This window comes from Xanthomonas hawaiiensis (assembly GCF_031834635.1).
Lineage (GTDB): Bacteria > Pseudomonadota > Gammaproteobacteria > Xanthomonadales > Xanthomonadaceae > Xanthomonas_A > Xanthomonas_A sacchari.
In genome coordinates, this window is the sequence record NZ_CP115873.1 from 3,156,065 (window position 1) to 3,171,023 (window position 14,959).

At 70.0% G+C, this 14,959-nt stretch carries 16 protein-coding genes; 8 read left to right on the top strand and 8 right to left on the bottom strand.

All coding sequences use genetic code 11. The annotated features are described in order from the left end of the window. Nucleotides 1-44: 44 nt before the first annotated feature. From murD to PG878_RS13595, 4 genes are read right to left on the bottom strand one after another with little or no spacing between them, the layout of a single operon-like run. Nucleotides 45-1,493 carry a UDP-N-acetylmuramoyl-L-alanine--D-glutamate ligase gene (gene murD, locus PG878_RS13580; protein WP_209031719.1) on the bottom strand — a complete coding sequence of 483 codons (1,449 nt, stop codon included), beginning with the start codon at nt 1,491-1,493 and terminating at the stop codon, nt 45-47. Continuing rightward, on the bottom strand, nt 1,474-2,829 hold the full coding sequence (gene murL / locus PG878_RS13585) for a UDP-N-acetyl-alpha-D-muramoyl-L-alanyl-L-glutamate epimerase (protein ID WP_209031718.1): 1,356 nt from the start codon (nt 2,827-2,829) through the stop codon (nt 1,474-1,476). The genes murD and murL overlap by 20 nt, the downstream gene beginning before the upstream one ends. Then, complete coding sequence (locus tag PG878_RS13590) at nt 2,826-3,278, bottom strand: hypothetical protein (RefSeq protein WP_209031717.1); 453 nt, start codon at nt 3,276-3,278, stop codon at nt 2,826-2,828. Before PG878_RS13590 ends, murL begins: the two co-directional genes overlap by 4 nt. Next, entirely contained in the window at nt 3,262-5,871 is a 2,610-nt protein-coding gene (locus PG878_RS13595) for a bifunctional aspartate kinase/diaminopimelate decarboxylase (RefSeq protein ID WP_209031716.1), read from the bottom strand. Before PG878_RS13595 ends, PG878_RS13590 begins: the two co-directional genes overlap by 17 nt. Before the next feature lie 256 nt (nt 5,872-6,127). Between PG878_RS13595 and PG878_RS13600 the strand changes: the two genes are divergently transcribed. Next, nucleotides 6,128-7,006: a PhzF family phenazine biosynthesis protein gene (locus PG878_RS13600; RefSeq protein ID WP_209031715.1), complete on the top strand. Its 879-nt coding sequence runs from the start codon at nt 6,128-6,130 to the stop codon at nt 7,004-7,006. A 98-nt stretch (nt 7,007-7,104) separates the two neighbouring features. Here PG878_RS13600 and PG878_RS13605 read toward each other — a convergent pair whose 3' ends face one another. Both PG878_RS13605 and PG878_RS13610 read right to left on the bottom strand, forming a co-directional pair. Continuing rightward, nucleotides 7,105-7,713, bottom strand: a complete 609-nt coding sequence (locus PG878_RS13605; RefSeq protein ID WP_209031714.1) for a glycine zipper 2TM domain-containing protein — start codon at nt 7,711-7,713, stop codon at nt 7,105-7,107. Nucleotides 7,714-7,940: 227 nt separating this feature from the next. After that, entirely contained in the window at nt 7,941-8,372 is a 432-nt protein-coding gene (locus PG878_RS13610; RefSeq protein ID WP_209031713.1) for an OsmC family protein, read from the bottom strand. A 290-nt stretch (nt 8,373-8,662) separates the two neighbouring features. Between PG878_RS13610 and PG878_RS13615 the strand changes: the two genes are divergently transcribed. The 5 genes from PG878_RS13615 to PG878_RS13635 all read left to right on the top strand — a co-directional run bounded on the left by PG878_RS13615 (nt 8,663) and on the right by PG878_RS13635 (nt 11,562). Then, entirely contained in the window at nt 8,663-9,061 is a 399-nt protein-coding gene (locus PG878_RS13615; protein ID WP_026143706.1) for an HU family DNA-binding protein, read from the top strand. A gap of 144 nt (nt 9,062-9,205) precedes the next feature. Continuing rightward, the gene (locus PG878_RS13620; protein WP_209031712.1) at nt 9,206-9,910 is read left to right on the top strand and encodes a tellurite resistance TerB family protein; all 705 of its coding nucleotides are present in this window, start codon (nt 9,206-9,208) and stop codon (nt 9,908-9,910) included. Between the two features lie 4 nt (nt 9,911-9,914). Next, nucleotides 9,915-10,481 carry a M23 family metallopeptidase gene (locus PG878_RS13625; protein ID WP_209031711.1) on the top strand — a complete coding sequence of 189 codons (567 nt, stop codon included), beginning with the start codon at nt 9,915-9,917 and terminating at the stop codon, nt 10,479-10,481. Between the two features lie 94 nt (nt 10,482-10,575). Further along, nucleotides 10,576-10,875 (top strand): DUF3861 family protein, encoded by a 300-nt coding sequence (locus PG878_RS13630; protein WP_209031710.1) that lies wholly within the window; start codon nt 10,576-10,578, stop codon nt 10,873-10,875. A gap of 90 nt (nt 10,876-10,965) precedes the next feature. After that, complete coding sequence (locus tag PG878_RS13635; RefSeq protein ID WP_209031709.1) at nt 10,966-11,562, top strand: DUF1439 domain-containing protein; 597 nt, start codon at nt 10,966-10,968, stop codon at nt 11,560-11,562. A gap of 126 nt (nt 11,563-11,688) precedes the next feature. Here the strand turns inward: PG878_RS13635 and PG878_RS13640 are convergent, their stop codons facing one another. Both PG878_RS13640 and PG878_RS13645 read right to left on the bottom strand, forming a co-directional pair. Next, a complete protein-coding gene (locus tag PG878_RS13640) occupies nt 11,689-12,234 on the bottom strand; it encodes a type 1 glutamine amidotransferase domain-containing protein (protein ID WP_209031708.1) in 546 nt (181 codons plus the stop codon). 97 nt (nt 12,235-12,331) lie between these two features. Further along, the gene (locus tag PG878_RS13645; protein ID WP_209031707.1) at nt 12,332-12,799 is read right to left on the bottom strand and encodes an SET domain-containing protein; all 468 of its coding nucleotides are present in this window, start codon (nt 12,797-12,799) and stop codon (nt 12,332-12,334) included. Between the two features lie 195 nt (nt 12,800-12,994). Between PG878_RS13645 and PG878_RS13650 the strand changes: the two genes are divergently transcribed. Together PG878_RS13650 and sufB are read left to right on the top strand one after the other, a co-directional pair. Beyond that, nucleotides 12,995-13,453, top strand: a complete 459-nt coding sequence (locus PG878_RS13650; RefSeq protein ID WP_017913833.1) for an SUF system Fe-S cluster assembly regulator — start codon at nt 12,995-12,997, stop codon at nt 13,451-13,453. A 15-nt stretch (nt 13,454-13,468) separates the two neighbouring features. Further along, the gene (sufB, locus tag PG878_RS13655) at nt 13,469-14,911 is read left to right on the top strand and encodes a Fe-S cluster assembly protein SufB (protein WP_017909661.1); all 1,443 of its coding nucleotides are present in this window, start codon (nt 13,469-13,471) and stop codon (nt 14,909-14,911) included. The last annotated feature ends 48 nt before the right edge of the window (nt 14,912-14,959 follow it).

Sequence of the window (14,959 nt, forward strand, 5' to 3'; positions counted from 1 at the left end):
CGCAAGGCGACGCCAGCGCGATGTGTGCGCCCACGCGACGCGGCTCAGGCGATGCCCAGCCCCGGGATGGCGCTGATCGCGTCCGGGTCGAACCCGGCCAGCGTGGCGAAATGGCGGCCACGCGCGACGTAGTCGCGGTAGGCGCCGAAGCTGGGCGCGCCGGGCGACAGCAGCACCACGCCGCCCTGCTCGCCCAGCGCCGCGCGCGCCAGCGCCACCGCCTCCGCCAGGTCGGCCGCGGCATGCAGGCCGAAGCCGGCGTCGGCGTCGGCGTCGGCGGCCAGCGGCGCCAGCAGCGCATGGATGCGTGGGCCGTTGGCCCCCATCGTGACGATCTCCAGCGGAGCGCCATCATCACGCATGTGCGCGGCGAAATCCTGCCAGTCCAGGCCGCGGTCGTGACCGCCCACCAGCAGCGCGATGCGCCGCCCGCGGAAGCATTCCAGCGCCGCGAGGCTGGCATGCGGGGTGGTGCTGATCGAGTCGTTCACGTAGGTCACGCCGTCGCGCGTGCCGAGGGTCTGCAGCCGGTTCGGCAGCGGCCGAAAGCGATCGGCCGCCAGCGCCAGCGCCGCCGCATCCAGGCCCAACGCCTCGATCGCCGCCAGCACCGCGCACAGGTTGCCGCGGTTGTGCCGGCCCGGCAGCGGCGCCTGCGCGCTGTCGTACACCGCGGTGTCGCCGCGGTACACCACCTCGCCGCGCATGTGCCAGCCATCCTCGCGATTGAACCAGCGCACGTCGCTGTCGGGCAGTTGCAGGGCCGCCAACTGCGGATCGGCGGCGTTGAGCAGCGCGATGCGCGGCCGCGCATGGGTCACCAGCTCGAGCTTGTCGGCGATGTAGCGCGCCTGGCTGCCGTGCCAGTCCAGATGCTCGGGAAACAGGTTCAGCACCAGCGCCAGCTGCGGCCGCGCGCCGCTGCGGGCGACGTCGCCGGTCTGGTAGCTGGACAGTTCGATCGCCCAATACTGCGGCGGCGGCATCGGCGCCAGCACTTCCAGCAGCGGCACGCCGATGTTGCCGACCAGGCCGGTGCGATGGCCGCCGGCACGCAGCAGGTGCGCCAGCAGCGCGGTGGTGGTGCTCTTGCCCTTGGTGCCGGTGACGCAGACGCTGCCGGGCACCACGCCGTCGGCGCTGGCGTGTTCGGCGAACCACAGCGCGGTGCCGCCGATGAAGCGCGTGCCGCGTGCCGCCGCGGCCTGCGCCTCGGGCCGGTACGGACTGATCCCGGGCGACTTGATCACCACATCGAACGCGGCCAGGCGCTCGGCAGTGGCCTCGGTTTCTACCTGCAGATCGGGATCGTGCAAGGCGGCGATCTCCGCCGCTTCGTCGGCCGGACAGAACACCGTCAGCGGCAGCGTGCGCCGCGATTCCCCGTTCCCGATTCCCGATTCCCAGCCACGCACCGCCGCATACGCCGCGCGGCCCTCGCGGCCCCACCCCCACAGCGCGACGCGCTGCGACTCAAGCTGCGAAATTCGCACGCACGCGTTCCCACAGGTCGGCCGGGATGCGGTGCTGCGCGTCCAGTTCCAGCAGCGGCTCCACGCGCAGCTCGGCAGGGTCGAGCTGAGGCTGGATCTCGCGGATGAAGCGCGCCACCAGCGCGTCTTCCTTCCATTCCGCGCGCGCCGCCAGCGCCGCCATCGCCGCGCGCGATTCGCGGCCTTCGCCCACGCACTCGAACGGCTTGTGGTCCTGGAACTCCAGCAGCGCATCGAAGCCGCCGGCCTGGCCGGCGTCGTCGAGCAGGTTGCGGCCGAAGATCCGCACCAGCCGCGTCTTCGGCATGAACGGCGCCAGCGCCAGGAACACGAAATGGCACTTCGGGCAGACCCCGCACCATCGGTGCGCCGGGCGTTCGCCGAGGATGTGGAAATTGCGGTTGCAGCTGGAGAAATGCGCGTCGTAGTGGTCGGTCTTGGCGAACTGCCGCGCCACCGCCAGCTCCGACAGCGGCCGCAGCAGCGAGTAGTAGCGCAGGTCCGCGGCCACGTAGCGCTGCACCTGGGTACCGAACGCCTGCTCGAAGGCCCAGCCCTTGGACCACTGGTGGTTGACCTCGCCGGTACCAGCGATCTGGCTGCCGTAGCTGGCCGAGTGCTCGTTGGAGAACACCACCTGGCCGGCGTCGTGCAGCACCGCGGCGAACACCAGGATCGCCGAGTTCACCGCGGTCACCGGAATGTGGCCGTTCCACGCGCCCTGCCGGTTCAGCTCGAACAGCTCCGGCGCCAGGGTGCGGCCGATGTTCAAGGTCGGCAGGCCGGTGCGCTCGGCGCAGGCGCGGATCAGCTGCGAGCCGCCGATCCAGGTCACCGTCTGCGCCACGCCGGCCGCGCGCAGGGCCTCGATGCTGACCAGCGAATCCTTGCCGCCGCCGATCGCCACCAGTGCCTGATCGCGCAGCCCCAATGCCGGCGCGTCGGCGGCACCGGCCTCGGCGGCCGGGAAACGGATGCGCCCGCGCAGGTCCAGGCCGTTGCGATAGGCGAACTCGCCCAGACCATGCAGGTACACGCTATCCAGCAGCGCGGCGGTCTCGGCATCGATGGCGTAGTCGTCGATGACGATGCGCGGCGGCACCGCCGCCTTGTAGTAGCTGACGCCGGCGATCAGGTGCAGCAGGCGCAGGGCGCGCTGCGCCGCCTGCGCGCGCGCCGGGTCGAGCGCGAACGGCGCGCCGGGCACGGTGACGGTCTCCACCAGTTCCGGGCCGTCGTCGAACGCATAGACCAGGCGCGCCACGCCGCTGTCGGCGTCGAAGCCGCAGCGCACGAAGCGGAAGGTGGCGATCTGCTGTTTGTCGAAAGCGGTCATGGACGTCCTGCAAGCACACGGGTGTGCCGCAGGTAGCGGCGGCACAGAAGAAATTCGAGCATCGAAAACGGCAAGGCGGCCCACAGCAACGGCAGGCAGCCGAACACGAAGGCCATCAGCAGCAGTTGCCCATGCTGTCCGGCCGGCACCGACGCGGCGGAGGCCAGCACGGCCACCAGCACGTACAACGCCAGCGCCGGCAGGTAGGCCAACGCGGCCAGGAGCGAGGTGCGCAGGGCCAGCGCGCCGGTGCTTGCACCAGGCGCGCGGCGCTGCCAGCGCAACGCCAGCCACGCCCCAGCCGCGGCCGCGGCCAGCGCCGGCAGCGCCCACTTCAAGCTGTCGGTCCACGGCAGCGATGTGCCGGACTGGTCCACCGCGGTGGCAGCCGCCATCGCAAGCGCGCCGGCCGCGGCGCTGCCCGCGACGAACTCAGTCCGCGCGCGCATCGATCGCTTCCTCGCGGGGCAATTCGCGCTGGTTGTAGGTGCTGGCCATGCTGTAGCCGTAGGCGCCGGCGTCGGCGATCAGCATCACGTCGTCCGGCGCGGTGCCCGCCGGCAGGCGCCGACGCTTGCCGAACACGTCGCTGGATTCGCAGATCGGCCCGACCACGTCGAACACGGTGTCGGCCGGCTGCTCCAGCCGGCTCAGGTTCGCCACGTCGTGCCAGGCGTCGTACAGCGCCGGGCGGATCAAGGTGTTCATGCCGGCATCCAGGCCGACCCGGCGGATGCCGTCCTTCTCGATCACCTGGGTGGCGCGGGCCAGCAGCACGCCGCATTCGGCGACCAGGTAGCGACCCGGTTCGATCGCCAGGCGGAACGCCGGATGCACGGCCTTGGCCTCGGCCAGGCCCTGCGCGAAGGTGTCCAGGTCGAACGGTTCGTCGTCGGCGCTGTACGGGATCGGCAGGCCGCCACCGATGTCGATGACCTCGACGCTGCCGATGCGCCGTGCGAAGCCGGCCAGCTCGTCGCACATGCGCCGCCAGTGCTGCGCGGTCTCCACGCCGCTGCCCAGGTGCGCGTGCAGGCCGACGATGCGGATGTCCAGCGCGCGCGCGGCCTCGACGAACTCGTCGACGCGGGTCGCCGACAGGCCGAACTTGGAGGCCTTGCCGCCGGTGTTGACCTTCTCGTGGTGGCCGTCGCCATGGCCCAGGTCGATGCGCAGCCACAGGCTGCGGCCGCGGAACAGGTCCGGCCAGCGCTGCAGCGCCTCGACGTTGTCCACGGTCACGGTCACGCCCAGCGCGAACGCGGCTTCGTACTCGGCGCGGGGCGCGAAGCTGGGGGTGAACAACACCCGCCGCGGCGACAGCTCCGGCACGATCTCGAACACCCGGCGCAGTTCGCCGTGCGACACGCACTCCAGGCCGAAGCCCTCCTCGACCAGGGTCTGCAGGATCGCCGGATGCGCGTTGGCCTTGATCGCGTAGTAGCGCTGGTCCACCGCGGCGATCGCCTTGAGCGCGCGCGCGCGTTCGCGCAGGGTCGGCAGGTGGTAGACGTAGCGCGGCGTGCCGGCCTCGGCCAGGCGCAGCAGATGCGCGCGCTCGCCCTGCCACCACGGCACCGGCCGCGGCCGCACCGTGCCGGCGATCTCGCGCCAGCGCGGGCCGAACACCTCGGTTTCCTCGACCGGCATCGCGCCGCTGTCGATCAGCTCGGCGTGCAGGATCGGCAACAGCCCGTCGGCGTCGGTTTCGTCGATGACGAAGGTCAGGTTCAGGTCGTTGGACGACTGCGAGATCATGTGCACGCGCTCCTTGCCGAACGTGGCCCACACGTCCGAGAGCTTGTGCAGCAGCGAGCGCATGCCGCGCCCGACCAGGGTGATCGCCGCGCACGGCACGATGATCTTGACCCGGCAGATCTCCGCCAGGTCGGCCGACAGCGCCGCCAGCACGTCGGTGTTGACCAGGTTCTCGCTCGGATCCAGCGACACGGTGACGTTGGTCTCGGCCGAACCGATCAGGTCCACCGACAGCCCGTGCTTCTTGAACAGCGCGAACACGTCGGCCAGGAAGCCGACCTGCTGCCACATGCCGATGCCTTCCATCGACACCAGCACGATGCCGTTGCGGCGGCTGATCGCCTTGACCCCGGGCACGGTGCGGGCGTTGCCGTCGATGCTGGTGCCGGGCAGCGCCGGGCGCTCGGTGTCCAGGATCGCCATCGGCACGCCGCCATCGCGGCACGGCTTGATCGAGCGCGGGTGCAGCACCTTGGCGCCGGTGGTGGCGATTTCCTGCGCCTCGTAGTAGTCCAGGCGGGTCAGCAGGCGCGCATCCGGCACTTCGCGCGGATTGGCGCTGAACATGCCCGGCACGTCGGTCCAGATCTCCACCCGGCTGGCGCCGAGCAGCGCCCCGAAGTAGGCCGCCGAGGTATCCGAGCCGCCGCGGCCGAGGATGGCGGTGCCGCCGTCCTCGTGCCGGGCGATGAAGCCCTGGGTGATCAGCATGCGCGTGGGCTGGGCGACGAAGCGCGCGCGCCACTGCGGATCGGACTGCCACTGGCACGACACCGACAGGCGCCGCGACCAGGCGCTCTGGTTCGGCTGCGGCGGCAGCGCGTCCAGCCACTGCCGCGCATCCATCCAGCCCATGTCCAGGCCGTTGGCGCGCAGGTAGGCCGCGCCCAGGGTCGAGGACAGCAACTCGCCCTGCCCCAGCACCTCGGCCTGCCAGTCCAGCGTGCGCTCGGCCGCGCGCGGATCGTCGAGCAGGCCGCGCAGCGCCGCCAGGCGTTCGCCCAGCACCGCCTCGACGTCCAGTTCCAGTTCGGCCAGGAAGTCGCGGTGGCGCTGCTCCAGCGCGGCCACGCGTTGCGCGCTGTCGGCGCTGCCGTCGGCGATCGCAGTCAGTTCGTTGGTCACCCCGGACAAGGCCGACACCACCACCAACACCCGAGCACCGGTCTCCTCCGCGCGTTTTTTCGCCAGCGTCCCAATCGTGTCCCAGCGATGACGACGCGACACCGAAGTGCCGCCGAACTTGAGGACGATCCAGCGATCGACAGGAGAGGAAGCTGACATGGAGTGGGGTGTCTGGAATGTGGGGAAAACGCCGGCATGCGCGGGCGGAACCCCCGATTCTACTGCCAACCGAGCACCGATGAGCGAGCCCGGCACAGACGTTGCCACGCCTGGGAACGCAGTCCGCGCGCACGGCGCCGCGACACCGTGCGGCCGCCGCTGAGGGATGAACCGGCCGCCTGGTGCAAGCGGTGATCGCCGGCAGGATCGCTTGGTAAGCTCCGGCCTCCCCCACCGCCGTCCGGAGTTTCCCGCCATGGCCGCACGCCGCTTCTTCCAGGTCGATGTCTTCTCCGCCCGTGCCGGCAACGGCAACCCCTTGGCCGTGGTGCTCGATGCCGATGGATTGGACGCTGCCACGATGCAGGCCATCGCGCGCTGGACCCGCCTGCCGGAAACCACCTTCGTGTTCGCGCCGACGCGGCCGGACGCCAGCTACGGCCTGCGCATGTTCAGCCCGCAGAAGGAAGTGCCGTTCGCCGGCCACCCCAGCGTCGGCACCGCGCACGTCGCGCTGGAAGCGGGCATCGCCTCACCGCGCGACGGCGTGCTGATCCAGGACGGCATCGCCGGCCTGCTGCCGCTGCGCGTCGATGTGGACGCTGGAGTACGCAGCATCGCCATCCGCACCCCGCGCGCGCAGGTGGCCGAGATCGCCGATGCCGCAGATCCGCGGCTGCAGGCGGCCCTGCGCGGCTGGCCCCTGGGCACGCTGCCGCCGGTGCGCATGGACGGCGGCCGCTGCTGGTGGCTGGTCGAAGTGGCCGACGAAGCCGCATTGCGCGCGCTGGCGCCGGACTGGGACGCGATCGCCGCCCTGGCCGAGAGCACCGCCAGCATGGGCGTGTTCGCCTACGCACGCAGCAGCGGGCAGACGTATGCGCTGGCGGTGCGCGCCTTCGTCGGCAACGGCCGGCGCTTCGAGGACGCCGCCTCCGGGGCCGCCAACGCGGTGCTGGCGGCGTGGCTGGATCACAGCCACGCCCTGCCCGGCCACGGTGGCCGCTACGTCGCCAGCCAGGGTCGCGAAGTCGGCCACGACGCGCTGCTGACGCTGCGCGTGGACGAGGCCGGCGAGGTGTGGTCCGGCGGACAGGTGCAGACGGTGATCGAAGGCCGCATCGACTGGCCCTGATCGAAGGTCGCCGGCACCCTGCATCGCAGGTGCCGACAGGAGCGCAAAACAAAGGGCGCCTCGCAAGGAGGCGCCCTTTGGTTCGGTCGGGCAATACGTCAGTCGGGCAGGACGTCGACCCGGACGCGGATGCGGTCCCCCGGAGGCGAGGCGGTGCGGGTGTGGTAGTAGCGGCCGCCGTATTCGTAGGTCACGTCGTAGCCGTCGACGCGGTCGTAGCGTTCGGTCCGGTACGACACCGGCTCGCATTCGCGGACCACGCCGCCACCGCCGTAGCCGCCGCCATAGGCGCGGGCATTGGTGTCGTAGATCGAGCGGCCGGCCAGGCTGCCGAGCATGGTGCCGACCGCGGTGCCGACGAAGCGGCCATTGCCGCCGCCGACGCGGCTGCCGAGCACGGCGCCGGCAATGCCGCCGACCACCGACGAGGCGGTACGGCCGCCATCGGTGCCGCGGTAGCCGTAGTCGCTGGCGTAGCTACCGGACGCCGGACGGTCGTAGCAGCGCTCGGTGGTCTCGCGCGGCCCGTTGACCTGCACCATGATCGGATCGGCGCGCACCACGCGCGCATATTCGTAGGTGCCGGACGCGTAGCCACGGTCGCGGTAGTCGTCGTAGCGGGTGTAACCGTAATCCTGCGCGGCGGCGGAGCCGATGACGCCGACAGCGAGCGCAGCGGTCAACAGACGGGTCGAGAGCTTGTTCATGGCGATGGTTCCAAGCGCGTGGATCGCGCGACTGCATGCTCGATCCGAGGCGGTGAAACCAGACTGAATAGGGACGGTTGCGCCGCGCACATTTAGTGGCGCGACAGCTACCGGGCGGCACGCGTTGCAGTCGGTGCAGCAGCGATACGCATGGCCGCCTCGCGGCGGCGCCGTGTCCGTGCGCCGCACGCACGCGCGGTCCGGCATGCCGCCGGACCGCGCCGGGTTCAGGCCAGCTCCGCTTCCAGGCTGATCGGCACCGCGCTCAGCGCCTTGGACACCGGGCAGTTCTGCTTGGCGTCGTCGGCCACTTCGCGGAAGCGCGCGGCCTCGATGTTCGGCACCACGGCCTTGACCTTGAGGCGGATCTGCGAGAGCTGGGGGCCGCCTTCCATCGACAGGTCGACGTCGGCGCGGGTGTCCAGCGCGGTCGGCGGGAAGCCGGCTTCGGTCAGCTTGGCCGACAGCGCCATGGTGAAGCAGCCGGCATGCGCGGCGGCGATCAGTTCTTCGGGATTGGTGCCCTTCTCGTCGCCGAAGCGGCTGTTGAACGCATAGCGGGTGTTCTCCAGCAGGCCGCTCTGCGGCGTGTTCAACCGGCCCTGGCCGGTCTTGAGATCGCCTTCCCAATGCGCGGTGGCGTGACGCGAAATGCCCATGCGAGGCTCCTGTCGGTGAGTGGAGCGCCGACCATAGGCGAGGCGGCGTTACGGGCTTGTGCTTCTGCCCAGCAGCGGCGATGGACACGCGCGACGGCGGAAATGCCCGACCATCTCGCCACGTAAAGTGCCGCCGCCGGCGCCGTCGTCGGCGAAAAAGACGCCAGTCGCGGCGAATATTCGCGTTTTTTTGCTTCCGGCCTATTGGCGCGGCGTAGCACATGCCCTACATTTCGCCATGCCGACGGGGTCGGCGCGACCCAAACCACCAAATACGGAATCAGGACATCATGGCAAAGACCGCAAAAAAGGCTGCCCCGAAGAAGGCAGTGAAGAAGGTAGCGACCAAGGCCGCCGCCAAGCCGGCCGCTCCCAAGCCGATCAAGGACGTGCTGAGCAAGTCCGCGCTCGTCGCCCACATCGCCGAAACCAGTGGCGTGATCGCCAAGGACGTGCGCGCCGTGATGGCCTCGCTGGAGCACGCCGTGGCCGGTTCGGTCAGCAAGAAGGGCGCTGGCTCGTTCACCCTGCCGGGCCTGCTGAAGATCACCGCCGTCAGCGTGCCGGCCAAGCCGAAGCGCAAGGGCATCAACCCGTTCACCAAGGAAGAGCAGTGGTTCGCCGCCAAGCCGGCCACCACCAAGCTCAAGGTGCGCCCGCTGAAGAAGCTCAAGGACGCCGCGCTCTGAGCAGCGTCGCCTGATCCAGGCAAGCACACCGACGAGACGGCCCCGGCCGTCTCGTTTTTTTTTGCGTCTGCTGCGTACCTGGGTTGACGGCCCGCTAAGGCGACGGCCGCTATACCGGTGATTCCCTTCGACAGGATCACCTGCATGAAACTACAGGGCTTTCTCGACCAACTGCTGCAATCGGCGCAGGGCGTCGCCGGCCAGGCCATGGGCAAGACCGGCACGCCCGCTCCCGCCGCACCAGCGCAGACTGACGCCGGCGGCCTGGGCGGCCTGCTCAACGCCGACTTCGGCAAGGGAGCCCTCAGCGGCGGCGCGCTCGGCCTGCTGCTCGGCAAGCACCGCACCACCCGCAAGCTGGCGACGTATGGCGGACTGGCCGCGTTGGGACTGATGGCCTATCGCGCCTATGGCGACTATCGCCGCCAGCAACTCGGTGCCGCCGCACCCGAACCGCAGACGCTGGATCGGCTGCCGCCTCTGGAAGTCGAGCAGCACAGCCAGGCGGTACTGCGCGCACTGGTCGGTGCGGCCAAGGCAGATGGCCATCTGGACGAACACGAACGCAACCTGATCGAAGGCGAATTCGCCCGCCTCCACGGCAACGATGCCGACGTGCAGCAGTGGCTGCATGCGGAACTGGAAAAGCCGCTGGATCCGGCCGAGGTGGCGCGCGCGTCGACCAGTCCCGAGATGGCGGCGGAGATGTATCTGGCCAGCCTGCTCGCCGCCGACGAACAGGGCTTCATGGAGCGCAGCTACCTGGACGAACTGGCACGACAGCTCGGCATCGACGACGCATTGAAGCAGCGCCTGCAGGAACAGGCGGCCGCCCTGCACGCGGGTTGAACGCATGGCCGCGGCGCCCACGCTTTCGCCAGCGCAGCGCCTGCGCCGCGAACTGCTGCGCGCGGCGGTGCTGGCCGCACTGGCGGTGGCCGCGGCCTGGGCCTGGCGGCATCCATGGGCGCAGCGCCTGCGCGTCGGCTGGGAGTTGGCGCGCGCGCCGGCGCCGACGGCCCTGCACATGCCGGTCGAAGGCGTGGATCCGCGGCGTGTGGCCGCCACCTTCGGCGCGCCGCGCGGGCGCGACCGCCAGCACGCCGGCGTGGACATCTTCGCCAGGCGCGGCACGCCGGTGGTGTCGGCGACGCGCGGCATCGTCGTCGCCATCGCCGACCGCGGCCTCGGCGGCCGCCAGGTCTGGGTGCTGGGGCCGTCGCGGCAGCGGCATTACTACGCGCATCTGGAGTCGTGGGCGACCGGGCTGCAGGTCGGCGACCTGGTCCAGCCCGGCGACCCGCTCGGTGCGGTGGGCGACAGCGGCAACGCGCGCGGCACGCCCCCGCACCTGCACTACGGGGTGTATGCCGAAGGCGGTGCCTACGACCCGCTGCCGCTGCTGCGCGCGGCACGCTGAACGGACGCACTGGAACAGAGCGTCGCGAGCGACAGGCTCGTGGTGCCGCTCGAGCGCGCCTATCTTGGAGGCACACCCCGCGTGTGCCACTGCCATGACTGCCTCCCAACGCTACCGCGTCACCGTCACCCCGATCCAGGACGACGGCCTGCCCTGCCAGGGCCGCTGCACCATCGAACTGGAGGCGCGCTGTCGGCAGGACTGGATGCGCCTGCTCGAGGCGGCACAGCGCCAGCCCGGACTGCGCGGCGACGAGCGCGCCGCGCTGATCGTCGGCACGCAGTTGCTGCGCGGCCTCGGCGAGCGCAGCGACAGCGAGGCGCGTGCACTGCTGGCGCCGCTGCAGCCGGCGCTGGACGCACTGCTGGCGCGGCTGGCGCCGTCGGCCGCCTGAGCGACGCCACGGCGCGCCGCCGGGCCCGCTAATCGCGCATTCACCGGCGACCGTTATGGTGAATTCCTCTCGTTGGTCCAGGGCTTCCCGATGATCTTCCGCAAGTTCACCCTGCGCGCGGCCGCGCTCCTGGCGCTCGCCGCCGCCACCCAGGCCCAGGCGGAACCCACCATCCAGGGCCACCAGGTCAGCGTCGGCGCCGCCGACGTGCAGCACTACCTGGACGGCAGCTTCCCGCAGACGCACAAGGCGCTGGGCGGGCTGATCAAGATGACCGTGCGCGATCCGAAGCTGAGCCTGCCGCCGGGCGATCGCCTGAAGATGCAGTTCGACCTGAGCATGGCCACGGGCGGCGGCGCGGCGACGCCGCTGGGCCAGGTGCTGCTGACCAGCGCCCTGCGCTACGACCAGCAGAGCCAGAGCTTCCACCTGCAATCCCCCACCATCGACGACTTCCGCCCGGCCGCCAACGGCGGCAAGCTCGACGCCAATACGCGCGAACTGCTCAATGCCTGGCTGGAGGACTACGCGCGCAAGGAGCCGATCTACAAGCTCGACCCGCGCCTGACCGCGATGCTGGGCGACGTGCAGATCCAGTCGGCCGGCGTGGAAAATGGCGCGCTGGTGGTGCGCTTCAATCAGGACATCGGCAAGCTGGTGCCGGCAGGCATGCTTCCGGGGCAGTAGACGCAGGGCTGCGGCACGACCTCGGTCCGCCCAACACGCGGATGCAGAAACGGCGGCCGGGGCCGCCGTTCTGTTGTTCGCGTTCGGCGCTCGCCGCAATGCGGCGCCGTCGCGTCGTCGCCGGACTCAGCCCAGCGCCTTGGCCACCGCATGCGCGAACGCCGGGATGTCGTCCGGCTTGCGGCTGGTGATCAGGTTGCCGTCCACCACCACCTCCTGGTCGGCCCAGCGCCCGCCTGCATTGGACAGGTCGGTCTTCAGCGACGGCCACGAGGTCACCTGGCGGTCGCGCACCAGTCCGCTCTCGGCCAGCAGCCACGGGCCATGGCAGATCGCCGCGACCGGCTTGCCGGCGCTGGCGAAGGACTGGATGAAGGCGATCGCCGTCGGCTCGGTGCGCAGGTTGTCGGGATTGATCACCCCGCCCGGCAACACCAGCGCGTCGTAGTCGCCGGCCTGGGCCTGCTGCAGGCGCTTGTCCACCGGCACGCTGTCGCCCCAGTCCTTCTTGTTCCAGCCGCGGATGCTGTCGGCGTCGCCCGGCGCGATCACATCGACCTGGGCGCCCCAGGATTCGAGCAGGCGCTTGGGTTCCTGCAGCTCCGACTGTTCGAAACCGTCGGTGGCCAGGACAGCCACCTGCTTGCCGGCAAGGGAAGGCATTGCGCTCATGGGACACTCCTCGAGTAGGGGAGTCCCACCGTAGAAACGCGCCGGTGGCAGCGCCGTGAACCGCACGTCGGCGCGGCGTGCACGGCTGGACGCGACCTCAGCGCTTGGGCTGCAGCATGGTGCCGGTGCAGTTCTTGGCGCCGCAGCGGCATTCCCAGATCTTCTTCAGCCGCGGCGTGTGCCGCTCGCCCAGGGTGATGCCGTAGTTGTAGGTGAGTTCCTCGCCGGGCTTGATGTCGCGCAGCGCCTCGATCACCACCTTGTCCTTGCGCCGGTCCTCGCCCTCGGCCTCGACGATCACCGCCTCGCAGTTCGGCGCACAGCTGTGGTTGATCCAGCGTGCGTCGTTGCCCTCGTAGTTGGCGTCGATCACGTAGTCGTCGCTGAGGGTGAACAGGAAGGTGTGCCCGGTCTCGACGTCGCCGGCCTCGTCGCGGTCGACCTCGGCGTGGCTGCGGCGGCGGCCCTTGTACTCGATGACCCGCTCGCCTTTCTTGAGCGGCAGCACGGCGAACACGCCGTTGCCATGGATGCGGGATTTGCGGGCGGCGATCTTGCGGGGCATGCGGCGATCCGGACAGGAAAGGCTAGATTCTGGCGCACATCGCCCGCGATCCCAAGCCCGCGCGTGCCGGCCTGCTGACCGCGCCCCGGCTCCGGTCCGATCGCAGCGATCGAAATAAGAGATGAATGGCCCAGTTGGACGCTGCGGCGCAAAAGCGTACAATTTCGGTCCGCATTGAAATCCCACCGCGTCGCCATGCTCCGCGTCACCAAGCTCACCGATTACGCCACCGTTGTGCTGACCGTGCTCGCCGCGCGTCCGAACGAAGTGCTGAGCGCGACCGAACTGGCTGAACAGGCCGGGCTGGAGCCGCCCACGGTCAGCAAACTGCTCAAGCCGCTGGCCCAGGCCGGCCTGGTCGAGGGCCTGCGCGGCGTGCGCGGCGGCTACCGGCTGGCGCGTCCGGCCGACGCCATCACCCTGATCCAGATCGTCGAGGCGATGGAAGGCCCGCTGGCGATCACCGAATGCAGCCACCACGGCAGCCAGTGCAGCATCGCCCAGACCTGCGGCGTGCGCTCCAACTGGCGGCTGATCAACGACGTGGTCGCCGATGCGCTGCGCGGCGTGACCCTGGCGCAGATGCTCCACCCCCTCCCCCCCTCCGGCGATCCGAAACGGCGTCCCATCGCCGTGCGGTTCGCGACCACCTGACCTGTAGGCAGCCCCATGGCCACCGAAAACGCTGAAATCCTGGAACGGCTGGGACGTCGCTACGACGCCGGCTTCGTCACCGACATCGAATCCGATTCGTTCCTGCCCGGCTTGAACGAGGACGTCGTGCGCGCCCTGTCGGTGAAGAAGGACGAGCCGGAATGGATGACCGACTGGCGCCTGGCCGCCTACCGGCACTGGCTGAAGATGCCGATGCCGCACTGGGCCAAGCTGGACATCGCGCCGATCGACTTCCAGGCACTGAGCTACTACTCCGCGCCCAAGGGCCCGAAGTACGCCTCGCTGGACGAGGTGCCGAAGGAACTGCTGGACACCTACGACAAGCTCGGCGTGCCGCTGCACGAGCGCGCCAAGCTGGCCGGCGTGGCGGTGGACGCGGTGTTCGACTCGGTCTCGGTCGGCACCACCTTCCGCAAGGAACTGGCCGAGAAGGGCGTGATCTTCTGCTCGATGTCCGAGGCGATCAAGGAGCACCCGGAACTGGTCAGGCAGTACCTGGGCAGCGTGGTGCCCGTCGGCGACAACTTCTTCGCCGCGCTCAACTCGGCGGTATTCTCCGACGGCAGCTTCGTGTTCATCCCCAAGGGCGTGCGCTGCCCGATGGAGCTGAGCACCTATTTCCGCATCAACGCCGGCCACACCGGCCAGTTCGAGCGCACCCTGATCGTGTGCGAGGACAAGGCCTACGTGTCCTATCTGGAAGGCTGCACCGCGCCGATGCGCGACGAGAACCAGCTGCACGCGGCGGTGGTCGAGCTGGTGGCGCTGGAAGACGCGGAGATCAAGTACTCCACCGTGCAGAACTGGTACCCGGGCGACGAGGAAGGCCGCGGCGGCATCTACAACTTCGTGACCAAGCGCGGCGAATGCCGCGGCGCGCGCAGCAAGATCACCTGGACGCAGGTCGAGACCGGCTCGGCGATCACCTGGAAGTACCCCTCGTGCGTGCTGCTGGGCGACGACTCGGTAGGCGAATTCCACTCGGTGGCGCTGACCCATCACCGCCAGCAGGCCGACACCGGCACCAAGATGATCCACGTCGGCAAGCGCACCAAGAGCAAGATCGTCAGCAAGGGCATCAGCGCCGGCCGTGGGCAGAACACCTACCGCGGCCTGGTCAAGGTGGAGCGCAGCGCCGAGGGCGCGCGCAACTACACCCAGTGCGACTCGCTGCTGATCGGCAAGCAATGCGGCGCGCACACCTTCCCGTACATCGAGGTCAAGCATCCGACCGCGACCGTCGAGCACGAGGCTACCACCTCCAAGATCAGCGACGACCAGCTGTTCTACTGCCGCGCCCGCGGCATCGACCAGGAGAACGCGGTGTCGATGATCGTCGACGGCTTCTGCAAGCAGGTGTTCCGCGAACTGCCGATGGAGTTCGCGGTGGAAGCCAAGAAGCTGCTGGAAGTGTCGCTGGAAGGCAGCGTCGGCTGACAGCGTCGCCCTTCTCCCATCGGGAGAAGGTGGCGCGAAGCGCCGGAT

What these genes read in the sequence shown, in the direction of transcription:
- murL (WP_209031718.1), bottom strand. Translation starts at nt 2,829, where the DNA reads ATGACCGCTTTCGACAAACAGCAGATCGCCACCTTCCGCTTCGTGCGC.
- PG878_RS13590 (WP_209031717.1), bottom strand. Translation starts at nt 3,278, where the DNA reads ATGCGCGCGCGGACTGAGTTCGTCGCGGGCAGCGCCGCGGCCGGCGCG.
- PG878_RS13595 (WP_209031716.1), bottom strand. Translation starts at nt 5,871, where the DNA reads ATGTCAGCTTCCTCTCCTGTCGATCGCTGGATCGTCCTCAAGTTCGGC.
- PG878_RS13600 (WP_209031715.1), top strand. Translation starts at nt 6,128, where the DNA reads ATGGCCGCACGCCGCTTCTTCCAGGTCGATGTCTTCTCCGCCCGTGCC.
- PG878_RS13605 (WP_209031714.1), bottom strand. Translation starts at nt 7,713, where the DNA reads ATGAACAAGCTCTCGACCCGTCTGTTGACCGCTGCGCTCGCTGTCGGC.
- PG878_RS13610 (WP_209031713.1), bottom strand. Translation starts at nt 8,372, where the DNA reads ATGGGCATTTCGCGTCACGCCACCGCGCATTGGGAAGGCGATCTCAAG.
- PG878_RS13615 (WP_026143706.1), top strand. Translation starts at nt 8,663, where the DNA reads ATGGCAAAGACCGCAAAAAAGGCTGCCCCGAAGAAGGCAGTGAAGAAG.
- PG878_RS13620 (WP_209031712.1), top strand. Translation starts at nt 9,206, where the DNA reads ATGAAACTACAGGGCTTTCTCGACCAACTGCTGCAATCGGCGCAGGGC.
- PG878_RS13625 (WP_209031711.1), top strand. Translation starts at nt 9,915, where the DNA reads ATGGCCGCGGCGCCCACGCTTTCGCCAGCGCAGCGCCTGCGCCGCGAA.
- PG878_RS13630 (WP_209031710.1), top strand. Translation starts at nt 10,576, where the DNA reads ATGACTGCCTCCCAACGCTACCGCGTCACCGTCACCCCGATCCAGGAC.
- PG878_RS13635 (WP_209031709.1), top strand. Translation starts at nt 10,966, where the DNA reads ATGATCTTCCGCAAGTTCACCCTGCGCGCGGCCGCGCTCCTGGCGCTC.
- PG878_RS13640 (WP_209031708.1), bottom strand. Translation starts at nt 12,234, where the DNA reads ATGAGCGCAATGCCTTCCCTTGCCGGCAAGCAGGTGGCTGTCCTGGCC.
- PG878_RS13645 (WP_209031707.1), bottom strand. Translation starts at nt 12,799, where the DNA reads ATGCCCCGCAAGATCGCCGCCCGCAAATCCCGCATCCATGGCAACGGC.
- PG878_RS13650 (WP_017913833.1), top strand. Translation starts at nt 12,995, where the DNA reads ATGCTCCGCGTCACCAAGCTCACCGATTACGCCACCGTTGTGCTGACC.
- sufB (WP_017909661.1), top strand. Translation starts at nt 13,469, where the DNA reads ATGGCCACCGAAAACGCTGAAATCCTGGAACGGCTGGGACGTCGCTAC.